We start from the raw sequence: 15569 nt of genomic DNA, 5'->3' as shown, positions 1-15569 counted from the left end.
CTGTTCCAGCGACAGCTTCCGAGCAGCATCCGTTTACCCCAAGGCTCCTGCCCGAACACCGCATGCGCGGGGGGAGCGCAACAGCCGAGGTGCCACGCCTTGAACGACATGGCCAAGAACCTGATTCTCTGGGTCATCATCGCGGTCGTGTTGATGTCCGTGTTCAGTAATTTCCAGGAACGGACCACGACCACGAACAAAGTCACGTACTCCGACTTCCTCGCCCAGGTCGAGCGGGATGGCGTGCGCGATGTGACCATCCGGGGTCAGGAGATCACCGGGACCACCACGGGCGGTGATCAGTTCAGGACCTACAGTCCCGAAAGCGATAATCGCGCGCTGATCGGCACACTGCTGGATCACGGTGTGGAAATCGACGGTGAGGAGGCGGAAGGACGCAGCATGCTGCTGCAGATCCTCATCTCGTGGACGCCGTTCCTGCTGCTCATCGCCGTGTGGATCTACTTCATGCGACAGATGCAGGGTGGCGGCGGCGGCCGTGGCGCCATGTCCTTCGGCAAGAGCAAGGCGAAGCTCATGACCGAGGAGCAGGTCAAGGTCACCTTCAACGACGTCGCCGGTGTGGAAGAGGCGAAGGAGGAGGTCGGCGAGCTGGTCGACTTCCTGCGTGACCCGTCCAAGTTTCAGCGTCTAGGCGGCAAGATCCCCCGCGGCGTGCTGATGGTCGGCTCGCCGGGGACCGGCAAGACGTTGCTGGCACGTGCGATTGCCGGTGAGGCGAAGGTGCCGTTCTTCAGCATCTCCGGGTCCGACTTCGTCGAGATGTTCGTGGGCGTGGGGGCATCCCGTGTGCGCGACATGTTCTCCCAGGCGAAGAAGCACGCACCGTGCATCATCTTCATCGACGAGATCGACGCCGTGGGCCGCCAGCGTGGCGCCGGCATGGGCGGTGGTCACGACGAGCGTGAACAGACCCTGAACCAGCTGCTGGTGGAGATGGACGGGTTCGAGGGCAGCGAGGGCGTGATCGTCATCGCCGCCACCAACCGTCCGGACGTGCTGGATCCGGCCCTGCTGCGGCCGGGCCGCTTCGACCGCCAGGTCACCGTGCCGCTGCCGGACGTGCGCGGGCGCGAGCAGATCCTCAAGGTGCACATGAGCAAGTTGCCGCTCACCCGCGACGTGGATCCGTTCATCCTGGCCCGCGGTACACCCGGCTTCTCCGGCGCGGACCTCGCCAACCTGGCCAACGAGGCCGCCCTGTTCGCTGCGCGCGGCAACAAGCGCGAAGTGGACATGGAGGACTTCGAGAGGGCCAAGGACAAGATCATGATGGGCGCCGAGCGCCGCTCAATGGTCATGAGCGAGGACGACAAGAAGCTCACCGCCTACCACGAGGCGGGACATGCCATCGTCGGGCTGGTGACCCCGGAGCACGATCCGGTGCACAAGGTCACCATCATTCCCCGTGGCCGTGCCCTGGGCGTGACCATGTTCCTGCCGGAGGAGGACCGCACCAGCTACTCCAAGCAGCGGCTGAACAGCATGATCACCTCGCTGTTCGGCGGTCGTATTGCCGAGGATCTGATCTTCGGCTCCGAGCGTGTTACCACCGGCGCCTCCAACGACATCGAGCGGGCCACGCAGATCGCCCGCAACATGGTCACCAAGTGGGGGCTGTCGGAGCGCATGGGGCCGCTTGCTTACAACGAGGACGACGGCGAGGTCTTCATCGGGCAGGCCATGCAGAAACAGAAGCAGGTCTCCGACGAGACAGCCCACGCCATCGATGAAGAGATCCGCTCCATCATCGACTCCAACTACAACAAGGCGAAACAGATCCTGCTGGATCACATGGACAAGCTGCACACCATGTCCGACGCCCTGATGAAGTACGAGACCATCGACAAGGCGCAGATCGACGACATCATGAACGGACGCCCCGTCGGCCCGCCGCGCGGGTGGAGTGATGACCAGCAGGGTGGCTCGTCGTCCGGCGGCCCGGACGCGGAGCCCGCCTCCGGGCGTGACGATTCGGACGACGGCCGGATCGGCTCGCCGGCGGGTGAGCACTGAGCCCGCCGGAGGCAGGGGTATGGCGAGTGCCGAGGCGCCTGTCCTGGACTGCGGCGGCCGGTCGCTGGTGCTGGACCGGCCGCGGGTCATGGGCGTGGTCAACATCACGCCGGACTCCTTCTCCGATGGCGGCCGGTACCTGACCCCGGAAGACGCCCTGACCCAGGCGCGCCGCCTGGTGGCCGAAGGGGCCGACATCATCGACATCGGTGGCGAGTCAACGCGGCCCGGGTCCGAGGGGGTTTCCCTGGAGGAAGAGCTTCACCGGGTTCTGCCGGTGCTGCAGGTGCTCGGCGAGGAACTCGACGTCCCCGTGTCCGTGGACACGTCCAAGCCCGAGGTCATGGCAGCCGCCGCTGAAGCGGGGGCGGGTATGATCAACGACGTCTTCGGGCTGCGTGGGGAGGGGGCGCTCGAGGCGGCCGCTGCGACCGGCCTGCCCGTGTGCATCATGCACATGCAGGGTGAGCCCCGGACCATGCAGCAGAATCCCGTCTACGACAACGTCGTCGAGGAGGTCTACCGCTTCCTTGACCAGCGCCTCACGGCCTGCGCCGCTGCCGGCATACCCGGAGAGCGTCTGGTGGTGGACCCGGGGTTCGGTTTCGGCAAGACCCTGGCGCAGAATTACCGGTTGCTCGGCGAACTGGCCCGTTTCCGCGATCTCGGCGCGCCCGTGCTGGTGGGCATGTCCCGGAAATCCATGCTCGGAAAACTGCTCGACCGCCCCGTGAATCAGCGGCTCCACGCCGGTACCGCGGCAGCCACGCTGGCCGCGTGGCATGGTGCCGCCCTGATCCGGGTGCACGACGTGGCCGCGACCGTGGACGCCATGGCCGTGGTCGCGGCAGCCCGGAACCCCGACGCTCTGCTATCCTGAGTCAATCCACGTGGTGGCCGGGCCCCGCCGGGCCGCCCTGCAGGACGAGACGGACATGACACGTAAATACTTCGGCACCGACGGCATCCGTGGCCGGGTTGGTGAGCACCCCATTACCCCGGATTTCGTTCTGAAACTGGGCTGGTCGCTGGGGCGGGTCCTGTCGCGGCGCGACCGCCGCCTGGTGCTGATCGGCAAGGACACCCGTATCTCCGGGTACATGTTCGAATCCGCCCTGGAAGCGGGGCTCTCCGCCGCCGGGGCCGACATCCGGTTGCTCGGCCCCATGCCGACGCCGGCGATCGCCTATCTCACCAATACCCTGCGTGCCGGTGCCGGCATTGTCATCAGCGCGTCCCACAATCCTCATGAAGACAATGGCATCAAGTTCTTCTCCCACGACGGCGAAAAGCTCGACGACGCGGCGGAGGCCGCCATCGAGGCGGAGATGGACGCCACGCTGACAACCGTCGCCTCCTCGGAGCTGGGCAAGGTGACCCGTCTCGCGGACGCGCCGGGGCGCTACATCGAATTCTGCAAGAGTACCGTGGGGCGCGACGTCCGCCTGAGCGGGCTCAAGCTGGTGGTGGACTGTGCCAACGGGGCCACCTACCACGTGGGCCCGGAGGTGTTCCGGGAGCTCGGGGCGGAGGTGGTCACCCTGGGGGACCGCCCGGATGGCCTCAACATCAACGTGGAGTGTGGCTCCACCAGCCCTGCCGGTCTCCAGCAGGCCGTGCGGGAGCACCGCGCCGACGCCGGCATCGCCTTCGACGGTGACGGTGACCGTCTGATCATGGTGGATGCGGCCGGCAACATCGTGGACGGTGACGAGATTCTCTACATCATCGCCAGTGCGCGCCGCGCCACGGGCAAGCTCCACGGACCGGTGGTCGGGACGCTCATGAGCAATCTCGGGCTGGAGCATGCGCTGGCGGATGCCGGGATCGGTTTCCGTCGTGCCAGGGTGGGCGATCGGTACGTGCTGGAGTTGCTGCGCCAGGAGGGTGGCATGCTCGGGGGGGAGTCCTCGGGCCACGTGGTCTGTCTGGATCGCACCACCACCGGCGACGGCATTGTCTCCGCCCTGCAGGTGCTCGAGTACATGGTGCGCACGGAGACCTCGCTCGACGCGCTGCGTGGCGGCATGACCAAGTACCCCCAGCACATGATCAATGTCCCGGTGGCCCGCCGGGCCAGGGCGGACGATCTGACCGTGCTGGAAAACGACGTCGCCGCCGTCGAGCGTGAGCTGGACGGGCAGGGACGGGTCCTGTTGAGGCCCTCCGGAACCGAACCCGTGATCCGCGTCATGGTGGAGGGGCAGGATCGGCAACTGGTGGAGCGCTACAGCCGGCAGCTCGCCGAGGCGGTTGAGCGCGCGCTGGCGTGAAATCGTGACAAGCACCCCGTCATTCGGCTATGATTCGCGGCTGTTTTTCAGTCGCTTGGAGGCGACCCCATGAGGCGACCACTCGTTGCCGGCAACTGGAAGATGCATGGAACCCGGGCAACCGTCCGTGCGTTGATGACGGCCGTCCGGGATGGGTTGGGCGACAACCGGGGCGCCGACGTGCTGGTGCTGCCGCCGGCCGTCTACATCCCTGACGCGGTGCGTCTGGCCGAGGGGACGGGCATCGGGGTGGGGGCGCAGAACGTCGCGGACCAGGATCAGGGTGCCTATACCGGCGAGATCGCTGCTGATATGCTCACCGACCTTGGCTGCGCCCACGCCCTGGTGGGGCATTCCGAGCGGCGTCTCCATTACGGCGAGTCGGACGCGCTGGTCGCGGCGCGCTTTGCTGCCGCCATCCGTCACGGGGTGACGCCCCTGCTGTGCGTCGGCGAGACGCTCGAGCAGCGGGAGAGCGGTGATACGGAAGCGGTGCTGGCGGCGCAGATCGACGCCGTGGCCGAGCACGTTGACGGCGAGGCGCTGACCCGCGGCGTCGTGGCCTATGAACCGGTCTGGGCCATTGGCACCGGGCGGACGGCAACGCCGGAGCAGGCCCAGTCTGCCCATGCGTTCATCCGGGCCCGCCTGGCGGTCCACGGCGCCGCCGCGACGCAGGTGCGCATTCTCTACGGGGGCAGCGTGAAACCGGAGACCGCCGCGGAGCTGTTCGCCATGGCCGATATTGACGGTGCCCTGGTGGGTGGAGCGTCGCTCAAGGCGGATGATTTCATCAATATTATCGCGCGCGCTGTCTGAGTCGCGCGGTACGTAGCAAGAGGCCTGCATGGCACAGATTGTACTGATCTTCCACGTCGTCATTGCCATCGCGCTGGTGGTGCTGGTGTTGTTGCAGCATGGCAAGGGTGCCGACGCCGGTGCCGCGTTCGGCAGTGGCGCGTCCAGCACGGTCTTCGGTGCGCGGGGCTCGGCGACGTTCCTGTCGCGGATCACCGCAATGCTGGCGGCCGGGTTCTTCATCACCAGCCTGACGCTGGCCATGTTTGCTTCCCGGGATGCCGGGCCGGGCAGCGTGCTTGATCGGGCGGGGGAGGAGCCGACTGCTCCGGTGGAGGAGCCGGTTGAGGAGGACGAAGGCCCGGAGGCTGACGACGAGGGGCCAGAGGCGCCGGACGACGGCCCGGCCGTACCGCCGGAAGAGTGATGCCTGGCGTGCTCACGGGGAGTGTGCGCACGTTCACAATGCCGTCGCGTTGCGACGCAACAGGCTTGGTCCCGACGAAGGAGTCTGATAGGATTCCGTTCCTGCTTGCGGATGTGGTGGAACTGGTAGACACGCTGTCTTGAGGGGGCAGTGGCGCAAGCCGTGCCGGTTCGAGTCCGGCCATCCGCACCATCTACCGATCGGCTCGGCTTTGCCGGGCCTGTTCTCGTTTTTCCTTTATAATCAATAAGTTGGGATTTGACAGTCTTGGGAGGCTGCTCTACACTGCGCGCGGAATCCGAATCCGCGGTGGTTTGCGCACGGTTGCGCGCACTCCTCTGACCAATATCCGGGCGTGCGAGGGATCCGGCTGATGCTTGCAGAATATCTACCGATTCTTCTGTTCATTATCGTAGGGCTGGGTCTCGGCGCAGTACTGATCGTGGCCGGCTTCGTGCTCGGGCCCCGGCGTCCGAACGACGAAAAGCTCTCTCCTTACGAATGTGGCTTCGAGGCATTCGAGGATACGCGCATGAAATTCGATGTGCGGTACTACCTCGTGGCCATTCTGTTCATCATTTTTGACCTGGAAATCGCGTTCCTGTTTCCGTGGGCCATTGTCCTTGAAGACATCGGGCTGTTCGGTTTCGCGGCGATGGGGCTTTTCCTGTTCATTCTCCTGATCGGTTTTCTCTACGAGTGGAAGAAGGGGGCGCTGGAATGGGAGTAGAAGGCGTTCTCGAGAAAGGGTTCGTCACCACGTCGGCGGACAAGCTCATCAACTGGGCGCGCACCGGCTCCATGTGGCCGATGACGTTCGGTCTGGCCTGTTGTGCCGTGGAGATGATGCACTGCGGTGCGGCCCGGTATGACATGGACCGCCTCGGCATCATCTTCCGGCCGAGCCCCCGGCAGTCCGACGTCATGATCGTGGCCGGTACGCTGTGCAACAAGATGGCGCCGGCGCTGCGGAAGGTGTACGACCAGATGTCCGATCCCAAGTGGGTCATCTCCATGGGCTCCTGCGCCAACGGCGGCGGCTACTACCATTACTCGTATTCGGTGGTGCGCGGCTGCGACCGTATCGTCCCGGTGGACATCTACGTGCCAGGCTGTCCGCCCACGGCGGAAGCGCTGCTCTATGGTGTGGTGCAGCTCCAGAACAAGATTCGCCGCACCAACACGATCGCCCGTTAGCTAGCAGGGAACACAGGCCATGGCCGACGCGCACAAAGCATTGGCAGACAGCCTCCGGGAATCGTTCCCCGAGGCACAGGTTGACTACCGTGAACGGCTCGGCGAGACCGTCCTGGAAGTGCATCAGGATGCGCTGTTCGCCACCATGAAGACGCTGCGTGACACGTTCCGGTTCGAGCAGCTCACCGACCTCTGTGGCGTCGACTACGCCGCATGGGGGCAGGACGAGTGGATCACCGAGCAGGCGTCCGGGGCGGGCTTCTCCCGGGGCGTGCGCGGGAATACGTTCGCGCGTCTGGGGCTGACGGGCATCTATGGCCTGGATCCGGTGACCAGCAACACCGGACGCCGCTTCGCCGTGGTCTATCACCTGCTGTCCGTCAGCCGCAACCTGCGGCTGCGCGTGCGCATCTATTGCACTGATGACGATTTCCCGATGGTCGACTCCGTCGTGGGTATCTGGGCCGGCGCCAACTGGTTCGAGCGCGAGGCCTTCGACCTCTACGGCATCGTATTCGACGGCCACCCCGACCTGCGCCGTATCCTGACCGACTACGGGTTCGTCGGTCACCCCTTCCGCAAGGATTTCCCGCTCATCGGCAACGTGGAAGTGCGTTACAACGAGGAGAAGGGCCGTGTCGTCTACCAGCCGGTCACGATCGAGCCGCGCGTGCTGGTCCCCCGGGTGATCCGCGACGACAACCGCTACGCCGACCCCGACGCCGCGGAGGAGAGCGCTTCCAATGGCTGATATCCGGTCCTACACGATGAACTTCGGTCCCCAGCACCCGGCCGCGCACGGGGTGCTGCGCATGGTGCTGGAGATGGAGGGCGAGGTGATCCGGCGGGCGGACCCGCATATCGGCCTGTTGCATCGCGCCACCGAGAAACTCGCCGAGAGCAAGCCGTACAACCAGAGCATCGGCTACATGGACCGCCTCGACTACGTGTCCATGATGTGCAATGAACACGGCTACGTCATGTCCATCGAGAAGCTTCTCGGTGTGACACCGCCGCGGCGGGCCCAGTACATCCGTGTGATGTTCGACGAGATCACCCGCATCCTGAACCACCTCATGTGGCTCGGCGCGCACGGTCTGGACGTCGGCGCCATGACCGTCTTCCTGTACTGCTTCCGCGAGCGCGAGTTCCTGATGGATCTCTACGAGGCGGTCTCCGGCACGCGCATGCACGCCACCTACTACCGGCCCGGCGGTGTCTACCGCGATCTGCCCGAGCGCATGCCGCAGTACGAACCGTCCCGCTTCCGCAGCGAGAAGGACCTGGAGTGGCTCAACAAGGACCGTCAGGGGTCCATGCTCGACTTCATCGAGCAGTTTTGCGAGCGCTTCCCGACCGCCATCGACGAATACGAGACGCTGCTCACCGACAACCGGATCTGGAAGCAGCGCCTGGTGGGAATCGGCCAGGTGTCCGCGGAGCGGGCGCTGGAGCTCGGCTTCACCGGGCCCATGCTGCGCGGCTCGGGTGTGGAGTGGGACCTGCGCAAGACCCAGCCCTACGAAGTCTACGACGAGCTGGACTTCGACGTGCCCATCGGCACCAACGGCGACTGCTACGATCGCTACCTGGTGCGGGTCGAGGAGATGCGACAGTCGGTGCGGATCATCAAGCAGTGCGTGAGCTGGCTGCGGCAGAACCCGGGGCCGGTGATGCTCGACGATCACAAGATCGTGCCGCCGACCCGTGAGGAAATGAAGGACGACATGGAGTCCCTGATCCACCACTTCAAGTTGTTCACGGAAGGCTACTGCGTGCCCGCCGGGGAGGCGTATGCCGCGGTGGAGGCGCCCAAGGGCGAATTCGGCGTGTACATGGTCTCCGACGGCGCCAACAAGCCGTACCGTGTGAAAGTGCGTGCGCCCGGGTTTGCCCACCTCGCGGCCATGGACGAAATGGCCAGGGGGCACATGCTGGCGGACGTGGTGACCCTGATCGGGACGCAGGATATCGTTTTCGGGGAGATCGACCGGTGAGCGAGCAACGCCTTAGCGAACGGGTACTCACGCCCGAGCAGCGCGAACAGATTGACCACTGGCTGAGCAAGTTTCCCGAGGAGGGAAAACGCTCGGCCGTGATTCCGGCGCTTCACGTCGCCCAGGACGGCAACGGTGGTTACCTCACCCCCGAGTTGATGGACGCCGTCGCCGAGCACATCGGCATGCCGCCGGTTGCCGTCTACGAGGTGGCCACGTTCTACAGCATGTTCGACACCGAGCCCGTGGGCCGGCACAAGGTCAACGTGTGCACCAACATCGCCTGCATGCTCATGGGCTCCGACGAGATCGTCGCCCACTGCGAGAAGCGCCTGGGCGTGAAGATGGGCGAGACCACCCCGGACAACCGCATCACCCTCAAGGTCGAGGAGGAGTGCCTGGCGGGGTGCAGCGCCGGTCCGATGATGGTGGTGGACGGCCACTACCACACGCACCTGACGCCCGAGAAAGTGGACGAAATCCTCGATAATCTGGAGTGACCCATGGTCAACGAGGTCTGCTATCAGACGCTGTCCTACGACGAGCCCTGGAGTCTTGAGACGTACCGCAAGATCGGGGGCTACCAGGCGTGGGAGAAGATCCTGCGGGAGAAGACCCCGCAGGAAGACATCATCGAGACCGTGAAGCAGTCGTCACTCCGCGGCCGCGGCGGCGCCGGCTTCCCGCCCGGCATCAAGTGGGGCTTCATGCCGCGCAACGCGCCCGTGCAGAAGTACCTGCTGTGCAACTCGGACGAATCCGAGCCGGGGACCTGCAAGGACCGGGACATCCTGCGCTACAACCCGCACGCGCTTGTGGAAGGCATGGCCATTGCCGCCTACGCCATGGGTGCGACCGTCGGGTACAACTACCTGCGCGGCGAGTTTCACCACGAGCCGTTCGAGCGCATGGAGCATGCCCTCAAGGAAGCGTACGAGGCGGGCTATCTCGGCAAGAACATCCAGGGGACGGGCATCGACTTCGACCTCTACAACTTCTTCGGCGCCGGCGCCTACATCTGCGGCGAAGAGAGCGCCCTGATGGAGTCGCTGGAGGGCAAGAAGGGGCAGCCGCGCTACAAGCCGCCGTTCCCGGCGCAGTTCGGTCTCTACGGCAAGCCGACCACCATCAACAACACCGAGACGCTCGCCTCCGTGCCGGCGGTGATGCGCAACGGCGCCGAGTGGTTCCTGAACCTCGGCAAGCCGAACAACGGCGGTACCAAGATCTTCTGCGTCTCGGGCCACGTGGAGAAGCCGGGCAACTTCGAGATCCCGCTGGGCACGCCGTTCAAGGACCTGCTGGAGATGGCGGGTGGTGTACGCGGTGGTCGCAAGCTCAAGGCCGTAATCCCGGGTGGCTCGTCCATGCCGGTGGTGCCGGGCGAGACCATGCTGGGGCTGGACATGGACTACGACAGCCTGGCCCAGGCCGGGTCCGCGCTGGGTTCGGGCGGTGTCATGGTGATGGACGAGACCACTGACATGGTCAAGGCCATCTGCCGCATCTCGCGGTTCTACTACGCCGAGTCCTGCGGTCAGTGCACGCCGTGTCGCGAGGGGACGGGCTGGATGTACCGCGTCCTGCGCCGGATCGTGAACGGGGAAGGGCGCTGGGAAGACCTGGATCTCCTGGAGGCCGCCGCCGGTCAGATCGCCGGCCACACCATCTGCGCGTTCGGTGAGGCCGCCGCCTGGCCGGTGCAGAGTTTCCTCAAGCATTTCCGGCCGGAGTTCGAGTACTACATCGAACATAAGCGCTCCATGGTCGACGACGCTGCAGGAGCTGCCGCATGACGGACAAGGCTGAAGCACCCAACCCGGACATGGTCACCATCGAGGTGGACGGTGTCGAAATGGAGGCCCCCAAGGGCTCCATGCTGATCGAGGCAACAGACAAGGCGGACATTCACGTCCCGCGTTTCTGCTACCACAGCAAGCTGTCCGTGGCCGCGAACTGCCGCATGTGCCTGGTGGACGTGGAGAAGGCGCCCAAGCCCCTGCCGGCGTGCGCCACCCCCGTTGCCGACGGCATGAAGGTCAGCACCCGCTCCGAGCGCGCCCTCAAGGCGCAGAAAGGGGTGATGGAGTTTCTGCTCATCAACCACCCGCTGGACTGCCCGATCTGCGACCAGGGCGGCGAGTGCGAACTGCAGGACCTGGCCCTGGGCTACGGCCGGGGTGTGTCCCGCTTCACCGAGCGCAAGCGCGCGGTCAAGGACGAGAATCTCGGCCCGCTCATCTCCACGGAGATGACCCGCTGCATCCACTGCACCCGCTGCGTGCGTTTCCTCGACGAAGTCGCGGGGTTCCGGGAGCTGGGCGGCATGGGCCGCGGCGAGCACACGGAGATCTCCACCTTCGTGGAAGCCGGTGTGCACTCCGAGCTCTCCGGCAACATCATCGACCTCTGCCCGGTGGGTGCGTTGACGTCCAAGCCGTACCGCTTCAGTGCCCGCGCCTGGGAGATGCTCAGCCACCCCTCGGTGTCGCCGCACGACTGCATCGGCTCGAACGTGCAGATCCATCACGTGCGCGGCCGCATCAAGCGCGTCGTCCCCCGCGAGAATGAATCGATCAACGAGTGCTGGATCGCCGACCGCGACCGCTTCGCCTACGAGGGGGTCTACAGCACCGACCGGCTGGAAGTCCCCATGGTGCGGGACCGGGACGGCAACTGGCAGGAAACCGACTGGGAAACGGCACTTGAGGCCGCAGGCGAGCACCTCAAGGGTGTTGCCACCCGCGACGGGGGCGAGGCGCTGGGCACCCTGGTGTCTCCCAACGCAACGCTGGAAGAGATGTACCTGGCTGCGCGACTCACCCGTGGCCTGGGGTCGGCGAACATCGATGCACGCCTGCGGGAGGTGGACTCCTCCGACCAGGACCGCCGTCCGGTTTTCCCGGCACTCGGGATCGAGCTGGATGCCGTCGAGGGCCTGAACGCCGCGCTGATCATCGGCGGCGAGCCGCGCTGGGATCAGCCCATGCTCAATCACCGCCTGCGCAAGGTGGCACTGCGCGGTGATGCGGTCATGTCGCTCGGGTTCCGGGCGCAGGTCCTCAACTACGACCTCGCCCAGGAACATGTGGTCGCCCCCGACGCGATTGTGCCGGAGCTGGCGGCGGTGGCCAGGGCTCTGCTCGATGCCACCGGTGGCACGGCGCCCGAGGGCCTCGACACGTTGCTGGCCGGCCGTAGCGTTGACGACACCCACCGCGGGATCGCGGACCGTCTCCGGGACGGCGATCGCAGCGCAGTGTTCGTCGGCAATGCGGCCCAGGCACATCCGCGGGCGGCCGCGCTGCGTATGCTCGGCAGCCTGATTGCCGAGATCACCGGCAGCCGCTTCGGGGTGTTGACCGACGGTGCCAACCAGGCGGGTGCGTGGCTCGCTGGCGCGGTCCCGCATCGGGACAGCGGTGGCACCGCGGCGACGGCCACGGGCCTGGACGTGACGGCGATGATGGCTGCCCCACGCCGCGGTTACCTCCTCGTGGGGGTTGAGCCGGAGCTGGACTGCTGGGACGGTGCGGCGGCCCGGGCGGCTCTGGAACAGGCCGGTAGCGTGGTCTGCCTGACGCCGTTCGTGTCCGAGGCCATGCTGGCCTACGCGGATGTGCTGCTGCCCGTGGGCACCTTCGGGGAGACTGCCGGGACCTATGTCAACGCCGAGGGTCGCTGGCAGCGCTTCCCGGGTGTGGCACAGCCTGTCGCGGAGGCGCGGCCGGCATGGAAGGTCCTGCGTGTGCTGGGCAACGTGCTGGAGCTGGACGGCTTCGATTATGACGCCCCCGATGCGGTGACCGATGCGCTGGAGCAGATCTGCGGTTCGCCCGCGGTGGAGACGCTGGTGCCCTGGAGCGCGCCGGTGGAGCCGGAGTCGGTCGGGCAGGGGCTCTCACGTGTTGGCGCCGTGCCGATCTACGCCGGTGATCCCCTGGTGCGCCGGGCGGAATCCCTGCAACAGACCCGTCATGCCACGGAGCAGCCCGTGCGCCTCAATCGTGCGGCGGCCGAGCGGGCCGGCGTGCTCGATGCGGAGCGTGTCCGGGTCAGACAGGGCGATGCCGCTGCCGAACTCGCCGTGGTTATCGACGAGGGAATCCCGGACGGCACTGTCTGGGTGCCCGCGGGGCTGGCAGCAACCGGCGGACTGGGGCCGATGTTCGGGACAGTGACCATCGAGGCACTCTGAAGCACCGCAGGTAAACAGAACGAGCAAGGCGAGTCAGCGGCTCCGGTTCGGGGCGCGGCTGAATTGACTTGGCGCCGGCCGGGAGCTGGCGCCCGGCTATGTACGGGGACCGAATAGCCCATGGCAGAACTGATGGAAGTCTTCTGGATCCTGTTCAAGATCGGCCTGATCGTCGGGCCGCTGATCTTGGCGGTGGCGTATCTCACCTATGCCGAGCGCAAGGTGATCGGCTACATTCAGCTGCGCAATGGTCCCAACCGCGTTGGCCCCTACGGCCTGCTGCAGCCGTTTGCGGACGTGTTCAAGCTGCTGTTCAAGGAAGTGCTGCTGCCCACCAACGCCAACCGGTTCCTGTTCCTGGTGGCGCCGCTGCTGTCCATCATGCCGGCGCTTGCCGCCTGGGCCGTGATTCCCTTCGGCGAGGGCATGGTGCTGGCGGATATCAACGCGGGCCTGCTCTACATTCTCGCCATGACCTCGCTGGGGGTGTACGGCGTGATCATCGCCGGCTGGGCGTCCAACTCCAAGTACGCCATGCTCGGCGCCATGCGCTCTGCTGCGCAGATCGTCTCCTACGAGATCGCCATGGGCTTTGCCCTGGTGGGCGTGCTCATGGCGGCGGGTACCCTGAACATGAGCGGCATCGTGCAGGCGCAGCAGGGCCCGGTCTGGGCCTGGTTCTGGCTGCCGCTGCTGCCGCTGTTCATCGTCTACTGGATCTCGGGCGTGGCGGAGACCAACCGTGCGCCCTTCGACGTGGCCGAGGGCGAGTCGGAGATCGTGGCCGGTTTCCACGTGGAGTACTCCGGCGTCGCCTTCGCCGTGTTCTTCCTGGCCGAGTACGCCAACATGATCCTGATCTCCGGCCTGGCCGTGATCCTGTTCATGGGTGGCTGGTATTCGCCGTTCGAGGGCATTCCCCTGCTGGGGCCAATGTTCGACTGGGTGCCGGGACTGGTCTGGTTCGTTCTGAAGATCGCCCTGTTCCTGTATCTGTATCTCGCGTTCCGGGCGACCTTCCCCCGCTACCGTTATGACCAGATCATGCGGCTGGGCTGGAAGGTGCTGATCCCCGTCACGGTGGTGTGGCTGTTCGTCCTGGCCGCCATGGTGCTCACCGGCTTCGGCCCCTGGTTCGACTGATTGGGTGTAGCAATGACTGCAGTCCGCGATTTCTTCCGCACATTCTTGCTCTGGGAACTGCTCCTGGGGCTGAAGCTCACCGGGCGTAACCTGTTCGCGCGCAAGGTGACCATTCAGTACCCGGACGAGCGTGCGCCCCAGTCGCCGCGCTTCCGTGGCCTTCATGCGCTGCGCCGGTACCCCAACGGCGAGGAGCGCTGCATCGCGTGCAAACTCTGCGAGGCGGTCTGCCCGGCGCTGGCGATCACCATCGACTCCGAGCAGCGCGAGGATGGCACACGCCGGACCACGCGCTACGACATCGACCTGTTCAAGTGCATCTACTGTGGTTTCTGCGAGGAATCCTGTCCGGTGGACTCCATCGTCGAGACGCGCATTTTCGAGTACCACATGGAAGAGCGTGGCGAGAACATCATCACCAAGGACCAGCTCCTGGCCATCGGTGACAAGTATGAAGAGCAGCTCGCCCGTGACCGTGCCATGGACGCGCCGTTCCGGTGATTGCACCAGCGGCGGGCCCGGTCGGAACCAAGACTCCTGGGAGCGATAACGCGTGATCGAAAAGCTACTGTTCTACGTTTTCGCCGCGGTGCTGATCTTCGCGGCGACCATGGTGATTACCGCGCGCAACCCGGTGCATGCCGCGCTGTTCCTGGTGCTGGCGTTCTTCAACAGCGCCGTGCTGTGGATCATCGCCGGTGCCGAGTTCCTGGGGATCGTGCTGGTCCTGGTCTACGTGGGCGCGGTGATGGTGCTGTTCCTGTTCGTGGTGATGATGCTGGACATCAATCTGGCGCGGCTGCGCGAAGGGTTCATCCGGCATCTGTACATCGGGCTGCCCATTGCCGCCATCATCGTCGTGCAGATGATCCTGGTGGTGAACACCGGCGCCATGAGCCCGGGCGAGATGCCGGAGCCGGCCATGCCGATTCCGGAGGATACCGGCAATACCTCCATGCTCGGGGGCGTGCTCTACACCGTCTATGTCTACCCGTTCGAGCTGGCCGCGGTGGTCCTGCTGGTGGCCATCATCGCGTCGATCATGCTGACGCTGCGGCGGCGGGACGGCGTGAAGCATCAGGACGTGGCCGAGCAGGTCCGCGTGCGCAAGGAAGACCGGCTGCGCAAGGCGCAGTTCCCGCGTGCCGCTGACGACGGGCGCAACGATAACGAACACCCGGACAGGTGAAGCAATGATTGAATTGTCGGACTTTCTGATTCTGGGGGCCATTCTGTTCGCGCTGGGCATGGCCGGGATCTTCCTCAACCGGAAGAATGCCATCGTGCTGCTCATGTCCATCGAGCTGATCCTGCTGGCGGTGAATTTCAACTTCATTGCCTTCTCCACCTTCATGGGTGACCTGGCAGGGCAGGTGTTCGTGTTCTTCATTCTTACGGTGGCCGCCGCGGAATCCGCGATCGGGCTGGCCATCCTGGTGACCCTGTTCCGGAGCAGGGAATCCATCAATGTGGCCGATCTGGACACCATGAAGGGCTGA

At 65.5% G+C, this 15569-nt stretch carries 16 protein-coding genes and 1 tRNA gene; all 17 read left to right on the top strand.

The window, feature by feature from the left end; translation table 11 throughout:
* Window positions 1-108: 108 nt before the first annotated feature.
* Window positions 109-2037: an ATP-dependent zinc metalloprotease FtsH gene (gene ftsH / locus BMZ02_RS06400; RefSeq protein ID WP_216110746.1), complete on the top strand. Its 1929-nt coding sequence runs from the start codon at window positions 109-111 to the stop codon at window positions 2035-2037.
* 19 nt (window positions 2038-2056) lie between these two features.
* On the top strand, window positions 2057-2917 hold the full coding sequence (gene folP / locus BMZ02_RS06395; protein WP_091641048.1) for a dihydropteroate synthase: 861 nt from the start codon (window positions 2057-2059) through the stop codon (window positions 2915-2917).
* A 55-nt stretch (window positions 2918-2972) separates the two neighbouring features.
* Window positions 2973-4310, top strand: a complete 1338-nt coding sequence (gene glmM / locus BMZ02_RS06390; RefSeq protein ID WP_091641880.1) for a phosphoglucosamine mutase — start codon at window positions 2973-2975, stop codon at window positions 4308-4310.
* A gap of 69 nt (window positions 4311-4379) precedes the next feature.
* On the top strand, window positions 4380-5129 hold the full coding sequence (gene tpiA / locus BMZ02_RS06385; protein ID WP_091641045.1) for a triose-phosphate isomerase: 750 nt from the start codon (window positions 4380-4382) through the stop codon (window positions 5127-5129).
* A gap of 28 nt (window positions 5130-5157) precedes the next feature.
* Window positions 5158-5535: a preprotein translocase subunit SecG gene (gene secG, locus BMZ02_RS06380; protein ID WP_091641043.1), complete on the top strand. Its 378-nt coding sequence runs from the start codon at window positions 5158-5160 to the stop codon at window positions 5533-5535.
* Between the two features lie 107 nt (window positions 5536-5642).
* Window positions 5643-5727, top strand: a tRNA-Leu gene (locus BMZ02_RS06375).
* Window positions 5728-5908: 181 nt separating this feature from the next.
* Window positions 5909-6265 carry an NADH-quinone oxidoreductase subunit A gene (locus BMZ02_RS06370; protein WP_091641040.1) on the top strand — a complete coding sequence of 119 codons (357 nt, stop codon included), beginning with the start codon at window positions 5909-5911 and terminating at the stop codon, window positions 6263-6265.
* Window positions 6256-6732 (top strand): NuoB/complex I 20 kDa subunit family protein, encoded by a 477-nt coding sequence (locus BMZ02_RS06365; protein ID WP_091641038.1) that lies wholly within the window; start codon window positions 6256-6258, stop codon window positions 6730-6732. Before BMZ02_RS06370 ends, BMZ02_RS06365 begins: the two co-directional genes overlap by 10 nt.
* A 19-nt stretch (window positions 6733-6751) precedes the next feature.
* On the top strand, window positions 6752-7483 hold the full coding sequence (locus tag BMZ02_RS06360; protein WP_091641036.1) for an NADH-quinone oxidoreductase subunit C: 732 nt from the start codon (window positions 6752-6754) through the stop codon (window positions 7481-7483).
* The gene (locus tag BMZ02_RS06355; RefSeq protein ID WP_091641034.1) at window positions 7476-8729 is read left to right on the top strand and encodes an NADH-quinone oxidoreductase subunit D; all 1254 of its coding nucleotides are present in this window, start codon (window positions 7476-7478) and stop codon (window positions 8727-8729) included. Before BMZ02_RS06360 ends, BMZ02_RS06355 begins: the two co-directional genes overlap by 8 nt.
* Window positions 8726-9229, top strand: a complete 504-nt coding sequence (locus tag BMZ02_RS06350) for an NADH-quinone oxidoreductase subunit NuoE family protein (protein WP_091641032.1) — start codon at window positions 8726-8728, stop codon at window positions 9227-9229. The genes BMZ02_RS06355 and BMZ02_RS06350 overlap by 4 nt, the downstream gene beginning before the upstream one ends.
* Window positions 9230-9232: 3 nt before the next feature.
* Complete coding sequence (gene nuoF, locus BMZ02_RS06345; RefSeq protein WP_091641030.1) at window positions 9233-10525, top strand: NADH-quinone oxidoreductase subunit NuoF; 1293 nt, start codon at window positions 9233-9235, stop codon at window positions 10523-10525.
* Window positions 10522-12927, top strand: coding sequence for an NADH-quinone oxidoreductase subunit NuoG (nuoG, locus tag BMZ02_RS06340; protein ID WP_091641027.1), 2406 nt, complete (start codon window positions 10522-10524; stop codon window positions 12925-12927). The genes nuoF and nuoG overlap by 4 nt, the downstream gene beginning before the upstream one ends.
* Window positions 12928-13047: 120 nt before the next feature.
* Window positions 13048-14070 carry an NADH-quinone oxidoreductase subunit NuoH gene (gene nuoH, locus BMZ02_RS06335; protein ID WP_091641025.1) on the top strand — a complete coding sequence of 341 codons (1023 nt, stop codon included), beginning with the start codon at window positions 13048-13050 and terminating at the stop codon, window positions 14068-14070.
* Window positions 14071-14082: 12 nt separating this feature from the next.
* On the top strand, window positions 14083-14571 hold the full coding sequence (nuoI, locus tag BMZ02_RS06330; protein WP_091641022.1) for an NADH-quinone oxidoreductase subunit NuoI: 489 nt from the start codon (window positions 14083-14085) through the stop codon (window positions 14569-14571).
* 55 nt (window positions 14572-14626) lie between these two features.
* The gene (locus BMZ02_RS06325; RefSeq protein WP_091641878.1) at window positions 14627-15259 is read left to right on the top strand and encodes an NADH-quinone oxidoreductase subunit J; all 633 of its coding nucleotides are present in this window, start codon (window positions 14627-14629) and stop codon (window positions 15257-15259) included.
* A gap of 4 nt (window positions 15260-15263) precedes the next feature.
* A complete protein-coding gene (gene nuoK / locus BMZ02_RS06320) occupies window positions 15264-15569 on the top strand; it encodes an NADH-quinone oxidoreductase subunit NuoK (RefSeq protein WP_091641019.1) in 306 nt (101 codons plus the stop codon).

Origin of the sequence: Aquisalimonas asiatica (assembly GCF_900110585.1) — a bacterium.
In the GTDB taxonomy this organism is placed as follows: Bacteria; Pseudomonadota; Gammaproteobacteria; order Nitrococcales; family Aquisalimonadaceae; genus Aquisalimonas; species Aquisalimonas asiatica.
The sequence above is the reverse complement of the archived record's forward strand: the minus strand, read 5'-3'. Positions and strand labels throughout refer to the sequence as shown.